This window comes from Novosphingobium sp., assembly GCF_027486195.1.
In the GTDB taxonomy this organism is placed as follows: domain Bacteria; phylum Pseudomonadota; class Alphaproteobacteria; order Sphingomonadales; family Sphingomonadaceae; genus Novosphingobium.
Genome location: NZ_JAIXPP010000127.1, coordinates 1 through 17674 on the forward strand (window position 1 = coordinate 1; position 17674 = coordinate 17674).

Annotated in this window: 15 protein-coding genes and 1 pseudogene; 10 read left to right on the forward strand and 6 right to left on the reverse strand. The window is 66.5% G+C overall.

What is annotated here, in order from left to right; all coding sequences use genetic code 11:
* The coding region (locus Q0071_RS21870; protein ID WP_298174645.1) for a bifunctional folylpolyglutamate synthase/dihydrofolate synthase at window positions 1–1064 on the forward strand (1064 nt) is incomplete at its 5' end.
* A 4-nt stretch (window positions 1065–1068) separates the two neighbouring features.
* Here the strand turns inward: Q0071_RS21870 and Q0071_RS21875 are convergent.
* Complete coding sequence (locus tag Q0071_RS21875) at window positions 1069–1365, reverse strand: hypothetical protein (RefSeq protein WP_298174647.1); 297 nt, start codon at window positions 1363–1365, stop codon at window positions 1069–1071.
* Window positions 1366–1368: 3 nt separating this feature from the next.
* The gene (locus Q0071_RS21880) at window positions 1369–3069 is read right to left on the reverse strand and encodes an MFS transporter (RefSeq protein WP_298174649.1); all 1701 of its coding nucleotides are present in this window, start codon (window positions 3067–3069) and stop codon (window positions 1369–1371) included.
* Window positions 3070–3271: 202 nt separating this feature from the next.
* Between Q0071_RS21880 and Q0071_RS21885 the strand changes: the two genes are divergently transcribed.
* The 3 genes and pseudogenes from Q0071_RS21885 (at window position 3272) to rsmD (ending at window position 6136) form a co-directional block, all read left to right on the forward strand.
* On the forward strand, window positions 3272–4426 hold the full coding sequence (locus Q0071_RS21885) for an aromatic ring-hydroxylating dioxygenase subunit alpha (RefSeq protein ID WP_298174651.1): 1155 nt from the start codon (window positions 3272–3274) through the stop codon (window positions 4424–4426).
* A 31-nt stretch (window positions 4427–4457) separates the two neighbouring features.
* A pseudogene (locus tag Q0071_RS21890) lies at window positions 4458–5342 on the forward strand (pseudouridine synthase); the annotation flags it as partial.
* A gap of 245 nt (window positions 5343–5587) precedes the next feature.
* Window positions 5588–6136, forward strand: a complete 549-nt coding sequence (rsmD, locus tag Q0071_RS21895) for a 16S rRNA (guanine(966)-N(2))-methyltransferase RsmD (RefSeq protein WP_298174653.1) — start codon at window positions 5588–5590, stop codon at window positions 6134–6136.
* A 142-nt stretch (window positions 6137–6278) separates the two neighbouring features.
* Here the strand turns inward: rsmD and Q0071_RS21900 are convergent, their stop codons facing one another.
* Complete coding sequence (locus tag Q0071_RS21900) at window positions 6279–7538, reverse strand: MFS transporter (RefSeq protein ID WP_298174656.1); 1260 nt, start codon at window positions 7536–7538, stop codon at window positions 6279–6281.
* Between the two features lie 177 nt (window positions 7539–7715).
* Between Q0071_RS21900 and Q0071_RS21905 the strand changes: the two genes are divergently transcribed.
* The 4 genes from Q0071_RS21905 (at window position 7716) to Q0071_RS21920 (ending at window position 11180) form a co-directional block, all read left to right on the forward strand.
* Complete coding sequence (locus tag Q0071_RS21905; RefSeq protein WP_298174658.1) at window positions 7716–7952, forward strand: hypothetical protein; 237 nt, start codon at window positions 7716–7718, stop codon at window positions 7950–7952.
* A 191-nt stretch (window positions 7953–8143) separates the two neighbouring features.
* The gene (locus Q0071_RS21910; RefSeq protein WP_298174659.1) at window positions 8144–8362 is read left to right on the forward strand and encodes a hypothetical protein; all 219 of its coding nucleotides are present in this window, start codon (window positions 8144–8146) and stop codon (window positions 8360–8362) included.
* A gap of 68 nt (window positions 8363–8430) precedes the next feature.
* Complete coding sequence (locus Q0071_RS21915) at window positions 8431–10719, forward strand: ATP-dependent helicase (protein ID WP_298174661.1); 2289 nt, start codon at window positions 8431–8433, stop codon at window positions 10717–10719.
* 8 nt (window positions 10720–10727) lie between these two features.
* A complete protein-coding gene (locus Q0071_RS21920) occupies window positions 10728–11180 on the forward strand; it encodes a lysozyme inhibitor LprI family protein (RefSeq protein ID WP_298174663.1) in 453 nt (150 codons plus the stop codon).
* Window positions 11181–11631: 451 nt separating this feature from the next.
* Here Q0071_RS21920 and Q0071_RS21925 read toward each other — a convergent pair whose 3' ends face one another.
* Together Q0071_RS21925 and Q0071_RS21930 are read right to left on the reverse strand one after the other, a co-directional pair.
* Window positions 11632–13044: a DEAD/DEAH box helicase gene (locus Q0071_RS21925; protein WP_298174665.1), complete on the reverse strand. Its 1413-nt coding sequence runs from the start codon at window positions 13042–13044 to the stop codon at window positions 11632–11634.
* Between the two features lie 149 nt (window positions 13045–13193).
* Window positions 13194–13841, reverse strand: coding sequence for a hypothetical protein (locus Q0071_RS21930; RefSeq protein WP_298174667.1), 648 nt, complete (start codon window positions 13839–13841; stop codon window positions 13194–13196).
* Window positions 13842–14024: 183 nt separating this feature from the next.
* Between Q0071_RS21930 and Q0071_RS21935 the strand changes: the two genes are divergently transcribed.
* Window positions 14025–15455: an FAD-binding oxidoreductase gene (locus Q0071_RS21935; RefSeq protein WP_298174669.1), complete on the forward strand. Its 1431-nt coding sequence runs from the start codon at window positions 14025–14027 to the stop codon at window positions 15453–15455.
* Between the two features lie 139 nt (window positions 15456–15594).
* Window positions 15595–16368: a SapC family protein gene (locus Q0071_RS21940; RefSeq protein WP_298174671.1), complete on the forward strand. Its 774-nt coding sequence runs from the start codon at window positions 15595–15597 to the stop codon at window positions 16366–16368.
* A 215-nt stretch (window positions 16369–16583) separates the two neighbouring features.
* On the opposite strand, the gene Q0071_RS21945 is transcribed toward Q0071_RS21940, so the two are convergent.
* Complete coding sequence (locus tag Q0071_RS21945; protein ID WP_298174673.1) at window positions 16584–17579, reverse strand: N-formylglutamate amidohydrolase; 996 nt, start codon at window positions 17577–17579, stop codon at window positions 16584–16586.
* Between the last annotated feature and the right edge of the window lie 95 nt (window positions 17580–17674).

Genomic DNA, 17674 nt, shown 5'->3' on the forward strand with positions numbered 1-17674 from the left:
CCAAGCCGCACCTGGTGCGCTACAACGAACGCATCCGCGTCGCGGGCAAGCTCATCAGCGACGATAGCCTGGCCGACCTCCTGAAGCGCGTCCTCGATGCCTCGGCAGACCTCGGCCCCCGCTTCTTCGAGGTCACCACCGTCGCCACCTTCCTCGCCTTCGCCGAAACGCCGGCAGACGCCTGCGTCATCGAAACCGGCCTCGGCGGGCGGCTCGACGCCACCAACGTCCTCGAAAACCCCGCCGTCTGCGGCATCGCCACCCTGGGCATCGATCACGAGGCCTTCCTGCTGGTGCCTGAGCAAGGCACGCCCGAAGAGCCCCTCGCCCGCATCGCCTTCGAAAAGGCGAGCATCGCCAAGCCCGGCGCGCCGCTCGTGGTGCAAAGCTATGCCGCCGGGCCGCTCGCCAGCGTCCTCGCCACAGCCAGCCACATCGGCGCGCCCGTCCACTTGCGCGGCCGCGAATGGTGGGCCGCAGTGGGCGAGACAATCACCTACCGCGACGCGCAAGGCCCGCTCGATCTGCCGCTCCCCACGCTGGCAGGCGCGCATCAGGCCGACAACGCCGCCCTCGCCGTTGCAATGCTGCGCCACCAGAACATCGTTCCGGTCACCCCCGAAGCCATGGCGCAAGGCATCCGCGCCGCCCGCTGGCCCGCCCGCCTCCAGCGCCTCGGCACCGGTCCGCTCACCGCACTCGCGGGCAAGCGCACCGTCTGGCTCGATGGCGGCCACAATCCGGACGCGGGGCAAGCCATCGCCCGCCATTTCGCGGATAACCCACCGCTCCACCTCGTCATGGGCATGCTGACCTCGAAGGACCCGAGCGCAATCCTGCGCCCCTTGGAAGGCAAGCTCGCCTCGGTCTCCATCGTCCCCGCCCCCGGCCACGATGCACACACGCCGGCAGACTTCGCGCCTTTCACCAACCTCCCGGTCGCGAGCTTCGCGAATGTTGCCGAAGCCCTCGCCGCGCTGCCGGCTGAGGGCGATGTGCTGATTGCCGGTTCGCTCTACCTCGCAGGCGATGTGCTGCGCCGGAACGACGAAGCGCCGGATTGAAGGCTCAACGCAGCAAAGCGTGCACAGCATCCCTGCCCATGAAGCCAGCCACGATCATCACCACTCCAGCCACGACGAAAAACCAGCCCACGGCCAACCACTTGCGGTCGGACGATGTGACCGGATAGGCCTTGAGCGCCCGATACTCCTCGTGAAACTGCTCGGGCGCGCCCGCCTCGATTTCCGCGATCCGCTTTGCTTGGTCCTGCCGCGCAAGCAGCAGGGATCGCCGCGGTGCAAGCACGCGGGGCAGTCCTGTCGCCAGACCGATGGTTCCAAAGAAAAGCGACATGTAGTCCACCGCCTACTCCTCAGCCTTGACCGCAACCACCGCCTTCTCGCGCGCCACCCGCACCCATTCCGCGCACACGAACAGCACCGCCACCAGCCCCGCCGCGGCGGTCCAACGGAACACCGTGGCATAGCCGTAAAGGTCAAACGCCTCCCCCGCGATGCCCCGGCCCAGCGAGCCGATCAGGAACGTCAGCGAGGACATCAGCGCATATTGCACCGCCGTGTAGCGCTTCGAAACGATGCCCGAGAGATAAGCCACGAAGGCCGCGCCCGCGATGCCGGTGGAGATGTTCTCGAAGCTGATCGCCAGTAGCAGCCGGATCATGCGCGGATCGAAGCCGAACAGCGCGAAGAGCGTGTGCAGGCCAATCGCCTTGCCCACCGCGTCGATATGCACTGCGCCCTCGGCAAGGTCCGCATAAACGAAGTTGCCCAGCATCGGCAGGATCGCCCCGATCAGAATCGTCGGCATCCGCCCCAGCCGCAGGAACAGATAGCCGCCGAGGCTGATCCCCGCGATGGTCATGAAAATGCCGAAGACCTTGGACGCAAACGCCACCTCGTCTTTCGAATAGTGCAGGAAATCGAGGTAGAACGGGAAGGCGAAGCTCGACCACACATTGTAGCACAGCGTGTAGGTAAGGATCATGCCGATCACCACCAAGACCCCCCAGCCCAGACGCGCGACCAGTTCCGCCAGCGGCGCGATCAGCGCCACGTAGAGGTGGTTCGCCGCTGTCCGCGCAGGCGAGACGCGGGTGTCCGGCTCGGTCAGCACCGCACGGCCTTGTCTGCGCATGGCGTTGGTCACCGCCGCCACCAGCAGCGGAACCGCCACCGTCGCCGCCACGATCAGCGGCCCGAACTCGCGCGTGAAATCACCGACTGAAGGGTGCTTTTCCCCGGGCCCCAGCGGGCTCAGCATGACCATCATGAAGCGCACGATGGTGCCGATGGCCCAGGCCCAGCTTGTGCCCACGATCAGCAGCGCAATCCCCCGCGCCCGCGGCGTCAGCTCGCCCGGCTGCGCCAGCGCGGCGTGGAGCGTGCCCTGCTCAGGGCGCGGCGTATCGGGCGCGCGCAAAGTCACCACCGCGATCACTGCGATCAGCCCCGCCATCAGCAGATAGACCAGCGGCCACGACATCCGCCCCGCCAGCACCAGCGCCAGCGCCCCGCCGACAATCGAGGCGATGCGGTAGCCGAACTGGTAGATCGACGAGAGCAGCTCGACCGGCGTGTCCTCGTCCGCCACATCGATGCGCCAGGCATCGACCGCCACGTCCTGCGTCGCAGAAGCCAGCGCCGCGATGAAGGCAAACAGCGCGAAAGTGCCGATGGCGTGCGCCGGGTCTGTCGCGGCAAGGCCGGCAAAGCCCAGCACCAGCACGATCTGGCACAGCAAAATCCAGCTCTTGCGCCGCCCCAGCGCCTCCAGCCCGGGCAGCGCCATGCGGTCCACCAGCGGCGACCACAGGAACTTGAACGAATAGGACAGCCCGATCCACGACAGCACGCCGATGGTGGCAAGGTCGATCTTCACTTCGCCCAGCCACGCATTCAGCGTGCCCAGGAGCAGCGCATAGGGCAGGCCCGAGGCAAAGCCGAAGCCCAGCATCGTCGCGGACTTGCGCGTGCGCAGCGCCACCATAAGCAGGCGAAAACCCTTGGGGCGCGGCGGCTTTTCCACTTCGGTGGCAGTCGATGCCATTTAGTCCCTCACACCGTCACCCTCACCGTTCGTGTCGAGCGAAGTCGAGACACCGCGCGCAGCGCCGCGTGTCTCGACTTCGCTCGACACGAACGGGAAGAGGAAACGCCTCAATTCCACCAAACAATTACCCTGCATGATTAGCGCGAATTTGCGCTATGCCTAGCGCCGGAGAGTGATGAAATCCGGGGAGAGCCGCGAAATGGCCACCACTGAACGAGCGATGCGGCCCACCGATGGCCAGCTGGAGCTGGCCCGTCTTGTCGCGGCCGGCGCGGGCCGCAAGGGCGCCGCAATCACCCATGTCCCCGCCAGCGTCTATACCGATCCCGCGCATTGGGCGCGCGAGAAGGCCGCGCTGTTCGATCGCTTCCCGCAAGTCATCGCCCCTTCCGCGCTGCTGCCGGAACCGGGGATGGCCGTGCCCCACGATGGCACCGGCCGCCCGCTCCTCCTCACCCGCGATACCGCCGGCAAGGCACATGTCTTCATGAACGTTTGCCGGCACCGCGGCACCCGGCTCGTCGAAGGCGGCGAGGTGCAATGCGCCAAGCGCCTCGTCTGCCCCTATCACGCCTGGACTTACGGCACCGACGGCAAGCTCCTCGCGCTCCCCCGCCCCGATACCTTCCCGAGCTTCGACCAATCGGCGCACGGCCTGATCGAACTCCCCAGCCTCGAAGCCGGCGGCCTGATCTGGTTCGCGCCCCGGCAGGCGGATTTCACGCAGGCCGCCGAAATCAGCGCCGATTTTGCGGCAGCCGACCTCGCCTCGCACCATCTCTACGCCCGCCGCACGCACCGGGTCGCCTCCAACTGGAAGCTGATCATGGACGCCTTCCTCGAAAGCTACCACGTGCAGCGCCTCCACGCCCGCACCATCGGCCCCTATTTCAAGGACGGGGTGACGGCAGGCGACGAGGTCGGCCCCCACATGCGCTCGCTGGTCGGGCGCGCCACCGAGCTTGAAGGCGTCGATCTTGCCGATTGGCCCGCGCTGCGCCGCGTCGCCACTTTCGCCTACCAGCTCTTCCCCGCGACCGTCATCGTGATCAGCCCGGACTACGTGAACCTGATGACGATCATGCCGCAGGCGCATGACCTCACCCTGGTCGAGGACTTCATGCTGATCGCCGAGGCCCCGGCCACCCCCAAGGCCGAGGACCACTGGCGCAGAAGCTGGGAATTGCTCGACGGGCAGGTCTTCGGCGCCGAAGACTTCCGCGCTGCCGAACTCGGCCAGCAGGGCCTTGCCACCGGCGCGGTGCCGGAACTCACATTGGGCACGCTCGAAGGCGGCATCCGCCGCTTCCACGAGATCTGCCAGCGCGAAATCGCTTTACATGAAGCAGGGTGACGCGGCGCGCGCTCCGGCGTAAGGGCAGGCGATGGCATTCCCCCCCAAAGACAGGAGCGGCCGACCGGGACGGCCCGCGGCTCCTACCGGCCCCGGCAGCAAGCCCGCGCCCTACAAGATCCCCAAACCGCGCCTGCCCAAGGCCGCCGCGGTGCCGCAGACCCGCGCCCTCGCGGAAGACGGCACCCCGCGCGAGGGCGACCGCATCGCCAAACTGCTCGCCCGCTCCGGCGTCGCCAGCCGCCGCGAGATCGAGCGCTATATCGCCGAAGGCCGCATCGCGCTCGATGGCGAGGTGATCACCACCCCCGCCACCATCCTCAAGAACCTGCGCGGCGTCACGGTTGACGGCAATCCCGTCGCCGCCCCCGAACCGCCGCGCCTGTTCATGTTTCACAAGCCCTCGGGCCTTATCACAGCCGAGCGCGACCCCACCGGGCGCCCGACGATCTACACCGCGCTGCGCAATGCCCTACCCGAAGGCGCGGGCCGGGTGATGCCGGTCGGCCGGCTCGACATCAACACCGAAGGCCTGCTCCTCCTCACCAACGACGGCGAACTGAAGCGCGCGATGGAACTGCCCGCCAACGCCGTCCCGCGCACCTACCGCGCGCGCACCTTCGGCGATGTCGCGCAAAGCCAGCTCGACGAACTCATGCAAGGCATCGAGATCGAGGGCATCCGCTACGGCCCGATCAACGCCAATCTCGAGCGCAGCGCCGGGCGCAACAAGTGGATCGAACTGACCCTCACCGAAGGCAAGAACCGCGAAGTGCGCCGCGTGCTCGAGCACCTCGGTCTCGAAGTCTCGCGCCTCCTGCGCCTGCGCTATGGTCCCTTCGATCTGGGTGAGCTGCAGCGCGGCGCAGCGGAGGAAGTGCCGCAGGTCGTGGTCGAGCGCTTCCGCAAGGGCCTCGCCGGCGACCATGCCACCCGCGTGCAGCAGGCCGTCCACGCCGGCAAGGCTGTAGCGCCCCGCGCACCCAAACCGGTCGCCAAACCCGTCCCCGTGCCCGAGCGCGAACCCGAACGCCCCCGTCGTGCCGGCGCACAGCGCGTCCGCCTCAGCCCCGATGCTGGCAAGCTGGTCGACAGGCCGACTGGCCGCCCCCCGCGCCGTACCGGCCCCAAGAGCGGCGGCAAGCCGGGAGGCAAGCGCTGATGCTCAGGATCATCGCCGGCACCTGGCGCGGCCGCAAGTTGCAGGCCCCCGCGGGCGACACCACGCGGCCCACGGCGGACCGCACGCGCGAAACGCTGTTCTCGATGCTCACCAGCCGCCTCGGCAGCTGGGAGGAACTGACCGTTGCAGACTTGTTCGCAGGCTCCGGCGCGCTGGGCCTCGAGGCCCTTTCGCGCGGCGCGGCCAAGGCACTGTTTGTCGAACAGGATGCCGCCGCAATCCGCGCCCTGCGCGCCAATATCGCCGCGCTTCATGCGCAGCCGCAGTGCGACGTGCGCGCGGCCTCCGTGCTTGCGCTCGGCCCGGTGCCCGCCCCGCTCGATGTCGTGATGCTTGATCCGCCTTATGGCTCTGGCGCCGGCGCCGTCGCGATCGACCGCTTGCTGCGCCTCGGCTGGATCGGCCCCGGCACCTGGGTCAGCCTCGAAACCCACGCCGATGAACCCTCCGGTGTGCGTGCGCTCGCCATCGATGCGGAACGCAAGGTCGGCAAGGCAAGGCTGACGTTGATGCGCGTGGCAGAGTAAGTACCCTTCCGACCCGCTTCGCGGGCCACCTCCCCATTTGCACTTCGTGAAAATGGAGAGGATCCCTTCCTCCCTCCCCATTTTTGCCGAAGGCACAAATGGGGAGGTGCCTGAGCGCAGCGAAGGCGGAGGGGTCCTTTCTTCAATCACCTCGCGGCGCCGCCAGCACCCCCACCAAGGTCACCACCCCCGCCGCCGTCAGCACGAGGCCCGTCCACACCACGCCGCCATGCGCCGCCAGCCAAGCGGCGCCCAGCGGCGCCAGCGCGCCGCCCACGATCCCGCCCAGATTGAATGCCAGCGAAATCCCGGTGTAGCGCACTTCCACCGGATAGAGCGAAGGCAGCCATGCGCCGATCGGGCCATAGCACAGGCCCATCACGAACAGCGCCGCCGAGAGCGTGAGGAACAGCACAGGCAGCGATCCCGCCGCAAGGCCGCTGCCGAAACCAAGCCCGACCACGCCCGTCAGCGCCGCGCCCACCGCCATCACCGTGCGCGGGCTCGCCATGTCAGACCACCAGCCCGAAACCACGATCCCGATCGCAAAGACCACGTCCGCCCCCAGCTGGATCGCCAGCACCGTCTCGCGCGGGTAGCCCAGCTTGGTCGTCGCAAAGGAGAGCGCGAAGGTCGTCGCGAGGTAGAACAGCGCAAAGCACGCGATCACCCCCATCGTCCCTGCCAGAACCGCGCCGGGATACCGCGCCAGCAGCGTGCCGATCGGCACCCGCGGCGGGGGCGCGGCTTCGAGCGAGGCCTTGAACGCGGGCGTCTCGCCCACCGCCAAGCGGATCCACAGCCCCAGGATCACCAGCAGTGCACTCGCCAGAAACGGCACCCGCCAGCCCCAACTGAGGAAGTCCGCTTCGCTGAGGCCCAGCCCCAGCAGCAGGAACAGGCCATTGGCAAAGAGGAATCCCAGCGGCGCCCCCAGCGGCGCGGCAATGCCGAAGCGGGCCTCCATGCCCTTTGGCGCATTCTCGACCGCGAGCAGCGACGCCCCGCCCCATTCGCCGCCCAGACCGAAGCCCTGGCCAAAGCGCAGCAGGCACAAAAGCGCCGGCGCCAACCATCCCGCCACCGCATAGCCCGGCAGAAAGGCGACCAGAAACGTCGATATGCCCATCAGCAGCAGCGAGACGACCAGCGTCGACTTGCGTCCGATCCGGTCCCCGAAATGACCGAACGCGACCGCGCCGACCGGCCGCGCAAAAAACGCGATTCCAAGCGTCATGAAGACCAGCAGGGTCTTCGCGGTCGGCGATTCCGCAGGGAAGAACAGCGGCCCGATCACCAGCGCGGCAGCGGTGCCGAAGATGTAGAAATCGTAGAATTCAACCGCCGTACCGACGAGGCTGGCCATGAGTACCCGCGCATGGACCACGAACGGATTTCTCATGGGGTCAATCTGCAAAACTCGCCTCCGCTGTTCCCAAGTATAACCAGATCTCAGCAATCAGGCTCGGGGACAGCACTTATTGCAGCGTGTCAAATCTCGTCAACTGATCGGAGTATGCACCGCCGAGAGGCTGTCATCGCCCGCGCGAAGGTTCAGATCAATGCGTGAATGGATCGCATGACACAGCAGAATGCGGCCATGGTGGAGCAGAGCACCGCAGCCGCGCGTACGCTTGCCACTGTGGCACAACAGCTCCGGACGCAGACGGCACGGTTCCAGACCGGTGCCACCAACGCGGCCCATGCGCATGAAGCGGCACTCGTGGCGCGTCCCACGCGCAAGATTGCTCCGCTGCCGGTTCATGGAAATCTGGCACTCACATCTGTCGGCAGCGAGGAGTGGGCCGAGTTCTAGGGCGTTTTCTGACGAATCCGGCACCGCGATTGCAGCAGATTTATCAAACTGGAGCAATAAAAGGAGGGCTGGCGCAGACGGTCTTGATCCCGATGCCCGCAGATGTGCTGCTGTTAACTGAAGCGCAACCACGATCTGTACAATAGAGCACCGGCTTGTGGAGTTGTGCGTCGGTGCAAGTAATCAAGATCATGTTCGCCGGATGTTTGATGGTCTGGCTGTTCACCATGGCATCCTGCGCCATGCTTGGCTACGGGACGACGGTGATGGTCAACACGCTCGCCGATTCCGATGCGGTGAAAAAGTACGAGAAAAAGGAGCGCGAACGGCAGCTGGAGCGGCATAACGAACGCGCCAATCGCGAATCTGCCTACCATCCCTACGACAACCACTACAACGAGGACTATTAGGACAAATAGGCCGCGCCGAGGCGCGCCGCCTCTTGCGGCAGCGCAAGCTGTTCCCTAATCGTTCTGGGATGCACGCGCCCCCCTCAACCGATTCCGCGACCGCTTGGCTCGATGGCCTCAATCCCCCGCAGCGCGAGGCCGTGCTGACGACCGAAGGCCCCGTGCTCATGCTCGCGGGCGCGGGCACCGGCAAGACCGCCGCGCTCACCGCGCGCCTCGCCCACCTGCTGCGTTCGCGCCTCGCTTGGCCGTCTGAAATCCTCTGCGTCACCTTCACCAACAAGGCCGCGCGCGAAATGCGCGAGCGCGTCGGCCAGCTCATCGGCCCTTCGGTAGAGGGCATGCCCTGGCTCGGCACGTTCCACTCGGTCGCCGCCAAGATGCTGCGCCGCCACGCCGAGCTTGTGGGCCTGCAAAGCACCTTCACGATCATCGACACCGATGACCAGCTGCGCCTCCTCAAGCAGCTCATCCAGGCCGAAGGGATCGACGACAAGCGCTGGCCGCCGCGCCAATTGGCCGGCCTGATCGACCGCTGGAAGAACCGTGGCCTCGGCCCGAAGGACTTGGACGCGCTCGACAACGAGGCTTACGCGAACGGCAAGGGCGCGAAGTTTTACACGCTCTATCAGGACCGCCTCCGCGCCTTGAACGCCTGCGATTTCGGCGATCTCACGCTCCACATGCTCACCATCTTCAAGGCACACCGCGAAGTGCTGGAAAGCTGGCAGGCCCGCTTCAAATACGTGATGGTGGACGAGTATCAGGATACCAACGCCGTCCAGTACCTCTGGCTCCGCCTCCTCGCGCAAGGGCGCAAGAACATCTGCGTGGTGGGCGATGACGATCAGTCGATCTACTCATGGCGCGGCGCAGAAGTCGCCAATATCCTGCGCTTCGAAAAGGATTTTCCCGGTGCCAAGGTGATCCGGCTGGAGCAGAACTACCGCTCCACCCCGCACATCCTCGCCGCCGCCGGCGGGCTCATCGCGGAAAACAGCCAGCGCCTCGGCAAGACGCTGTGGACCGAGGTGGGCGGCGGCGACAGGGTCCGCGTCATCGGCGTGTGGGACGGCCCCGAGGAAGCCCGCCGCGTGGGCGAGGAGATCGAGCGCCTCGAACGCGAAGGCGCCCCGCTCGACCGCATCGCCATCCTCGTGCGCGCCTCGTTTCAGACGCGCGAATTCGAAGACCGCTTCATCCAGATCGGCCTCTCTTACAAGATCGTAGGCGGCTTCCGCTTCTACGAACGCGCCGAAATCCGCGACGCGCTCGCGTATTTGCGCGTCATCGCCTCTCCGCAGGACGACCTGGCGTTCGAGCGCATCTACAACGCCCCCAAGCGCGGGCTGGGTGACAAGACGCTCGAAAAACTCCACCGCCACGCCCGCGCGCGCGGCATTCCGCTGGCCGCCGCCGCGATCGAGCTTTGCGATACCGACGAACTCCCCGCCCGCGCGCGCGGCACGCTGTCCAGCCTGATGCGCAGCTTCATCGGCTGGCGAGACGGGATCGCCACGCTCACCCCCGCCGAACTCATGCGCACCGTGCTCGATGAGAGCGGGTACACCGCCGCGCTTCAGGCCGAGAAAAGCACCGAAGCCTCGGGCCGCCTCGAAAACCTCACCGAACTCGCCCGCGCGATGGAGGAATACGAAACTCTCGGCGATTTCCTCGAACACGTCAGCCTCGTGATGGACAACGACGCCGCGGCGGACACCGAGAAGGTCACTGTGATGACCATCCACGCCGCCAAGGGGCTGGAATTCGACAACGTGTTCCTCCCCGGCTGGGAAGAAGGCGTCTTCCCCTCGCAGCGCGCGCTGGATGAAGGCGGCCTTGCCAGCCTGGAGGAAGAACGCCGCCTCGCCTATGTCGCGATCACCCGCGCCCGCAAACGCTGCACCATCCTCCACGCCGCCAATCGCCGTATCTACGGCCAGTGGACCAGCTCGATCCCGAGCCGCTTCGTCGGCGAACTCCCCGCCGATCACATCGAGGAAGAAACGACGATGAGCGGCGGCGCCTCCCTCTGGCGCGCGCAGTGGTCCGAACACAGCGATCCCTTCGCGCACGTCGCCAGCGCCAACCCCGCGCGCAACCTCACGCGCGGCCCCGGCTGGCAACGCGCCGCCGCGACCACCTACGACCCCGCCCCCAAACGCATCGCCGAACCCAGCCGCAGCGCCGCCAGCTTCGCCGCCAAGCCCCGCACCGACATCACCGTGGGCACCCGCGTGTTCCACGACAAGTTTGGCTACGGCGTGGTCGCGGCGCAGGAAGGCAACAAGCTGGAGATCGATTTCGAGACCGGTGATCGCAAGCGGGTGATTGATAGCTTTGTGAAGGCGGCGTGAGGGGTTTCATGGCGCACCAAATCCGGATTCTGGTTCTGCTCGCCGCCGCGGTGCCTGCGCTCACACAGGCCGCCCCGCCCTTCGCCTATCGGATGGTACAGACTCCGGAGGAAGGTCCGCTCGATCCAAAGGTCGAGGGCCGCTACACGGCAGCATTTACCGCCTGCCAGAAGACCGCGCAGACCACGAGCGACAACGCAGATTGTTTCGTCGCCGAGTTTGCGCGGCAGGATGCAGAGCTCAATCGCACCTGGCAGGCCGTGTTTCCACGCATCCCGGCCCAGCAGCGCCCACTTCTGCGCGCGGCCCAGCGCCGCTGGGTAGCAGCGCGTGATCCTTTCTGCCGCAGGCAGTCGGACAGCTTTTCAGGGGGCACAATCGCCCCTGTGATCTACGTCAGCTGCCGCACCGAACAGGCGATCCGCCGCACACTCTGGCTGGAAAGGCTCGTGAAGAGCTGAGGGGCTGCCGAGCCAACAGTTCCTTTGCGCCGCCACTCCGAATGTCATCCTGAACTTGTTTCAGGATCCATCCTTCGGCTGGCACTGTCGCATGAATCGAGAGGACTTTGCGTCCCGGTTCGCCTCCAATCCGAAAGCAAAACGCTTGCGGCTCGATGGACCCTGAACCAAGTTCAGGGTGACGGGTTTTTGGTTGAAAGGTGGTTTCCTGCCCTCTCCCCTCAGGCGAGAGATACGCAGGCTTGGCGCGCAGCGCCTAGCCGAAGTTGAGAGGGGCTTGGGCGGTGCGGTCGGGCACGTTACCCCCTCTCCCAAACCTCTCCCCTGAAGGAGAAAGGGCTTTCAAGTCCCTGCACCCACCATCCGTTCGTGTCGAGCGAAGTCGAGACACCAGACGCCGCGCATGGTGTCTCGACTTCGCTCGACACGAACGGGGAATGGGTTGATGTGATTAAAGCGCCGAAACGCCCAGGAAACCCGGAACCGGACCGTTCCATTCACCCGGCTGCGAAGGCAGCTCGGTCAGCACATCCTTGGGCGGACGCGGTTCATCACGCCGCGCGCGGGGTACCCGCGCCGGTGCTATTGCCGGAGCCTCGGCCAGTTCAGGCGAAACCTCGATCTCGTCCACCGGCGCCGCAACCTTCGGTGCCCGCTCACGGCGCGGGGCCTTTTCAGCACGCGGCGCACGCTCGGCACGCGGCGCCCGCTCGCGCTTCTCCGCCACCGGCGCAGCCGCCGCGTCCGCGCCATCGAGCGTGAACACAGGGATCTTCATCCCCGTCAGCTTCTCGACATTTGCAATCGCCTCGGCGTCATCATCCGTCACGAACGTAAACGCCCGGCCCGTCGCCCCCGCGCGGCCCGTGCGGCCGATGCGGTGGACATAGTCATCGGGGTGCCACGGCGTGTCATAGTTGAACACGTGGCTCACGCCCTTCACGTCCAGCCCGCGCGCGGCGACATCGGACGCGACGAGGATCGAGATCACCCCATCCTTGAACTTCTGCAGTTCGGCATTGCGCGCGTTCTGGTCCATGTCGCCATGGATCTCGCCCGCCGAAAAGCCGCTCTGCTGCAGGCTCTTGGCCAGTTCGCGCACCGTCGTCTTGCGGTTGGCGAAGATGATCGCGGTGCCCACGTTGTCGGTGCGCAGAAGGTGCCGCAGCGCTTCACGCTTGCCGCGCGTGGAGACATGCACCTTGTGCTGGGCGATATTGGTGTTGTTCGATGCGGGCCGCGCCACCTCGATGCTTTTCGGATTGCTGAGGAACTTGTCCGCCAGCTTCTTGATCACCGGCGGCATCGTCGCTGAAAACAGCAGCGTCTGGCGCTGCGGGGGCAGCTTCGAACAGATCGTCTCGATGTCCGGGATGAACCCCATGTCGAGCATGCGGTCCGCCTCGTCGATCACCAGCAGGCTGCAGCCGTTGAGCATGATCTTGCCGCGCTCGAACAAGTCCATCAGCCGGCCCGGGGTCGCGATCAGCACGTCCACGCCGTCCTGCAGCGCTTTCACCTGATCGCCCATCTGCACGCCGCCGATCAGCAGCGCCATCTTCAGGTCGTGGTTCTTGCCATACTTCTCGAAATTCTCGGCGACTTGTGCGGCAAGCTCGCGCGTCGGCTCAAGGATCAAGGAGCGCGGCATCAGCGCGCGGCGGCGGCCATGCGCCAGAATGTCGATCATCGGCAGCACGAAGCTCGCCGTCTTGCCCGTCCCCGTCTGCGCAATGCCGATGATATCGCGCATCATCAGCACCGAGGGGATGGCCTGCGCCTGGATCGCGGTCGGGGTATCGTAGCCCGCGTCGAGAACCGACTGGAGCAATTCGTCAGACAGGCCGAGATCGGCAAATTTCATGGGTGGTGGTTTTTCCGAAAAGCAGATGCGTGCCAGATTGTCCGGCGCGCGGAAGGCCGGACCTCGCGGACCGCCATCGTGGCCCCGCGCCTAGTCCCAAACGGCCTAGAAAGTCAAGGAAAGTGGTTACGGAGGCCGCCGCCCGAACGTCAGTTTCCGTCAACCGGAACGTATTCGCGCACATCCTTGAGCTTGCAGGTCGTCCCTGCGCGCGAATGGATGGCATCGCGGCCCACGCAAAGCTGGCCGTCCGCTGTCTTCGACATGTAGAAGCCAAGGTAGAAATCGCGCGCGCTGCAGGCCTTTTCGAGGCCCGCCGCCAGCATCCGCCGATCGCGCATGTAGAACATCAGCCGCCCATCAGTGATCGGCTGCACCGCAGCAATGCCCATCGCGGGCATGCACTTGCCAGTCTTGCGCTCGCGGAAGCGCACGGCGTTGGAGCGCGCCTGCGGCAGCATCGGCTGCATGATCGGCTGCATCGGCTGAAGCGGCATGATCTGCGGCGCCACTGCATCGCGCCCGGCATCGCGCGGGGTCACGCGGATGATCACGCGCTGTTCGATGCGGACCTGATCCCACACGTCGGGCGCGATCGGGTTGATCCCTGCCGCGCTTGCGGCCGGCGCGGAGGCCGGCGGGTTGACCAGCAGGAGCGTGCCTGCCGGCAACGCCGCCACGTCCCACACATCCTGCGCCACCGCCGCGTCATCGATCGGCGCAAACGCGCTCTCGCCTGCCGGGAATCCCGGCAAGGTCAGGGCGATGCTCGCAAAAAGATCGAATAACGTTGTCATGATGACTGCAACAGCAGTGTGGTCCCTCGAAACTCTTTTCCCGCCCCGACTCTTTTTCAGGCCCTGAAAGCCACCGGAGAATCGCCTGTCCCCGTTAGCACTTTTGATTGAACCCCGGCTTAACTCGCCTTTCAGAAAAAATGAATTGCCCACAACACCCTGGCGGGATTAGCCCGGCAGGCGATGGCTGATACCGATCACACACCGTTCCTTGCGGCGGCTGCCGCGCTGCTTGGCCCGCGCGGCTTTACGGCCGATGCCGATCTCATGGCTCCCTGGCTCACCGATTGGCGCGGGCGCTTCACTGGCCGCGCCATCGCCATGGCCTCGCCCGCCTCCACTGCCGAAGTCGCCGCGCTGGTGAAGCTCTGCGCCCAGCACCGTGTGGCCCTGGTGCCGCAGGGCGGCAATAGCGGGATGTCGGGCGGCGCCACGCCCGATAGCGGCGGCCACGCCCTGCTGCTCAGCCTGCGCCGAATGAACACGATCCGCGTGCTCGATGCCGAAAACCGCATGGTCACCGCCGATGCGGGGGTCGTCCTGCAAACGCTTCACGAAGCGGCGGACGCCGCCGGTCTGCGCTTTGCCCTCACCCTCGGCGGCAAGGGTTCGGCCACAATCGGCGGCCTCGTCTCCACCAATGCCGGCGGCACGCAAGTGCTGCGCCACGGCACGATGCGCGCGATGGTGCTCGGGCTCGAGGCGGTCATGGCCGATGGCTCTGTGCTCGATACCCTCACCCCGCTCAAGAAGGACAATCGCGGTTTCGACCTGAAGCAGGTGCTGATCGGCTCGGAAGGCACCATGGGCATCGTCACCGCCGCCACGCTCCGGCTCGAGCCGCGCATTGCGGGGCGCGCCGTGCTCTGGGCTGGCCTTGCCTCGCTCCACGCCGCCCGCGCGCTGCTGCTCCATGCCGAACGCCACGCCGCCGCCGCGCTCGAAGGGTTCGAGGTCATGCCGCGCCATTCGCTCGAAGCGGTCTGCGCCTACCTCCCTTCTGCCCGCCCTCCGCTGGCAGAGCCCCACGCCTGGCACGCGCTCATCGAACTCGTCGCGACCAACGAAGCCGCTGCCGCCACCCTGCCCGAACGCGCCGAGGCCTTGCTGGCCTCCGCCTTCGAGGCCGGTATGATTGCAGATGCCACGATCGCCGCCAGCGAAGCGCAGGCCGAAGCATTCTGGACCTTGCGCGACAGCATCGCCCCGGCAGAGCGGGCGCTAGGCCCCGCCGTCCAGCACGATATCAGCGTGCCCACGCACCTGATGCCCGATTTCGTCGCGCAGGCGGTGCCGCAGATCGAGGCGGCGTGGCCCGGCACGCGCGCGGTCGGCTTCGGCCACCTGGGCGATGGCAACATTCACTTCCACGTCATCGCGCCTGCCGGGGTCGATCCGGCCACATGGCAGCAGGGCGATGGCAAGGCGATCAGCGCCGAAGTCCACGATCTCGTCACCCGGTGGGGCGGCTCGATTTCGGCCGAGCACGGCATCGGCCAGCTCAAGCGCGACGAGCTTGCGCGCCTTGGCGATCCGGTCGCGCTGGCGCTGCTTCGCCAGATCAAGGCCGCGCTGGATCCGCACGGACTGCTCAATCCCGGCAAGCTGATTTGATGGGACCAGTCCCGGCGTGTGACAACGCTGTTTCAGGCACTCTTGCGCAGGCTACGGACAATCCCTAAACGGCCAATTCCCGCCGCAATCCCGCCGGCTCTGGCGCGTGCATGGCAACCAGTCTGACGGAGAGAATTTCATGGCGAGCGCGCCGCAAGCATCCCTGCCCCTGTTCTACAACGATCTCACGCCGCTCAACCTGCGCGATCATGCGAACTGGAAGGCCCGTGCCTCGCAGACCGCGACTTGGATGGTCGGCCAGCATGCCGTGCCGCTGACGGTTGAGGAATTTCCGCAGGCCGCGCGCCACTTCCCGATCATCTTCGCTGCGGGCGACAATCCGGTGCCGCTGGCGCTGATGGGTCTCAACGAAGGCATCAACGTGTTTGTCGATGCCGAAGGCAACGTGGCCCCCGGTGCCTACGTGCCGGCCTATGCCCGCCGCTATCCCTTCCTCCTCGCGAAGCTGACGCAGGAAACCACCGATCTCTCGCTGTGCTTCGATCCCTCCTCGGGCCTGCTCGGCGATTTCCCCGAAGGCGAACCCCTGTTCAGCGGTGAGGAGCCTTCGGAAGCCACCCGCAACGTCCTGCAGTTCTGCGAGCAGTTCGAGCAGGCCGGCCAGCGCACGCAGGCCTTCGTCGAAGAACTCGCCAAGCATGATCTGCTGATGGACGGCGAAGCTGCGATCCAGCAGCCCGGTGTCGAGCAGCCTTTCGTCTACCGCGGCTTCCAGATGGTGAATCAGGAAAAGCTGCGCGACATGCGCGGCGATGTCCTGCGCGGCTGGGCGCAAAGCGGCCTGCTGCCGCTGGTCTACGCGCACATCTTCTCGCTCGATCTGATGAGCACGATTTTCGGCAAGCAGGTTGAGCAGGGCGTCGGCCCCACGCCGCCGCTGCCGGCGTTCTGATCGCCAGTATTACAGATCAGATCGGTTGCTGTTACCATTCGCGACAGTGCGAGCGGCAAAACTGCTTGCACTGTCGAAGGACGCAACCTATCTTCCGTAAGTCGCGACGGGCTCCCCTCATGGCTCGGCGCGGCGGGTGCACCTGGTGCACCTCCTCCCTGAACCTTGGCCGCCTGGAGCAAAGCTCCAGGCGGTTTTTTCTTGGATTCAAGGATTTATTCTGCGGCCGCGCGCCAGAAGCCACGCTCGCGGCCCAGATCGGCGACCGCAATCGCCATGCGCTGGACGAGCGCTGCAACCACCTCGATCGTTTCATCAAGCCCCGGCCCCGGTTCGGCCAGAGCGGCGTCGAGGTAGGTCCGGCGGTCGATTTCCAGCTGCAGGCAATGCACACCGGCCTGGCGGCGCGCATGCCGCTCCAGCACATAACCGCCCGCGTAAGGACGGTTGTGCGCCGTCAGCCGCCGCGCCTGCCCCAGCGCGGCAAAGGCTTCCGCCACCAGCGCGCCGTCGCAGGCTGCGCCGAACCGGTCGCCCACCACGAACTCCGCCGCCGGTTCACCCGCGCGCGCCGGCAGCGGCGGCATCGAATGCAGGTCGATCAGCAGCGCCGCACCCCAGCGTCCCCGCACGTTTTCGAGCAGGGCCGCCAGCGTGGTGTGATAAGGCTGGTGCACCCCTTCGATCCGCGCGGCGAGGTCATCGTGCGCGATCGGCCATTTCCACAGTTCGCCCAGCCCCGGCAGCCGCCGCGGCACGAGGCCGAGCCCGCTGCGCGCGCGGCGCCAGGTTGAAGAAGCAACCGGGAGCGAGCTCGCATCCGGTGCCCCGCCGCCAACCATGTCCCAATCGACATCGTCGCTGGCGCGGTTGAGATCGATCATCGCGCGCGGCGCATGCGCCACCAGCAGCGCCGCCCCGGTGCGGTCCGCAACCGCGCGGCCGACCAGATCGACCAGCCGGTCCTCCAGCCGCGGCGCGCTATAGGCAGGCTGGCGCATCCGCGAGACCAGTTCAGGCGGATAGCTGCGTCCGGCATGCGGCACCGCGATCACCACCGGCACCGGCGAAGGATCGCTCTGCCACACGGTGAAGGCTGGTGAACCCTCCAGACCGGGGACACTTCCTCCACTCGAGGCGGTGGCCCCGTTGAAGCTTGCGGCACTGCCGTGCGCAGGCGATTCGCCCGGCGACGCAAAAAGTCGATCCATGACCAAAAGCTGCCGGGGTTTGGCGCGTATGTCAAAGTGCTCCATGGTGCTTTGCAGGCCGGAAATCGTCCTTGTCCGGCGCGGGTTCAGAGTTT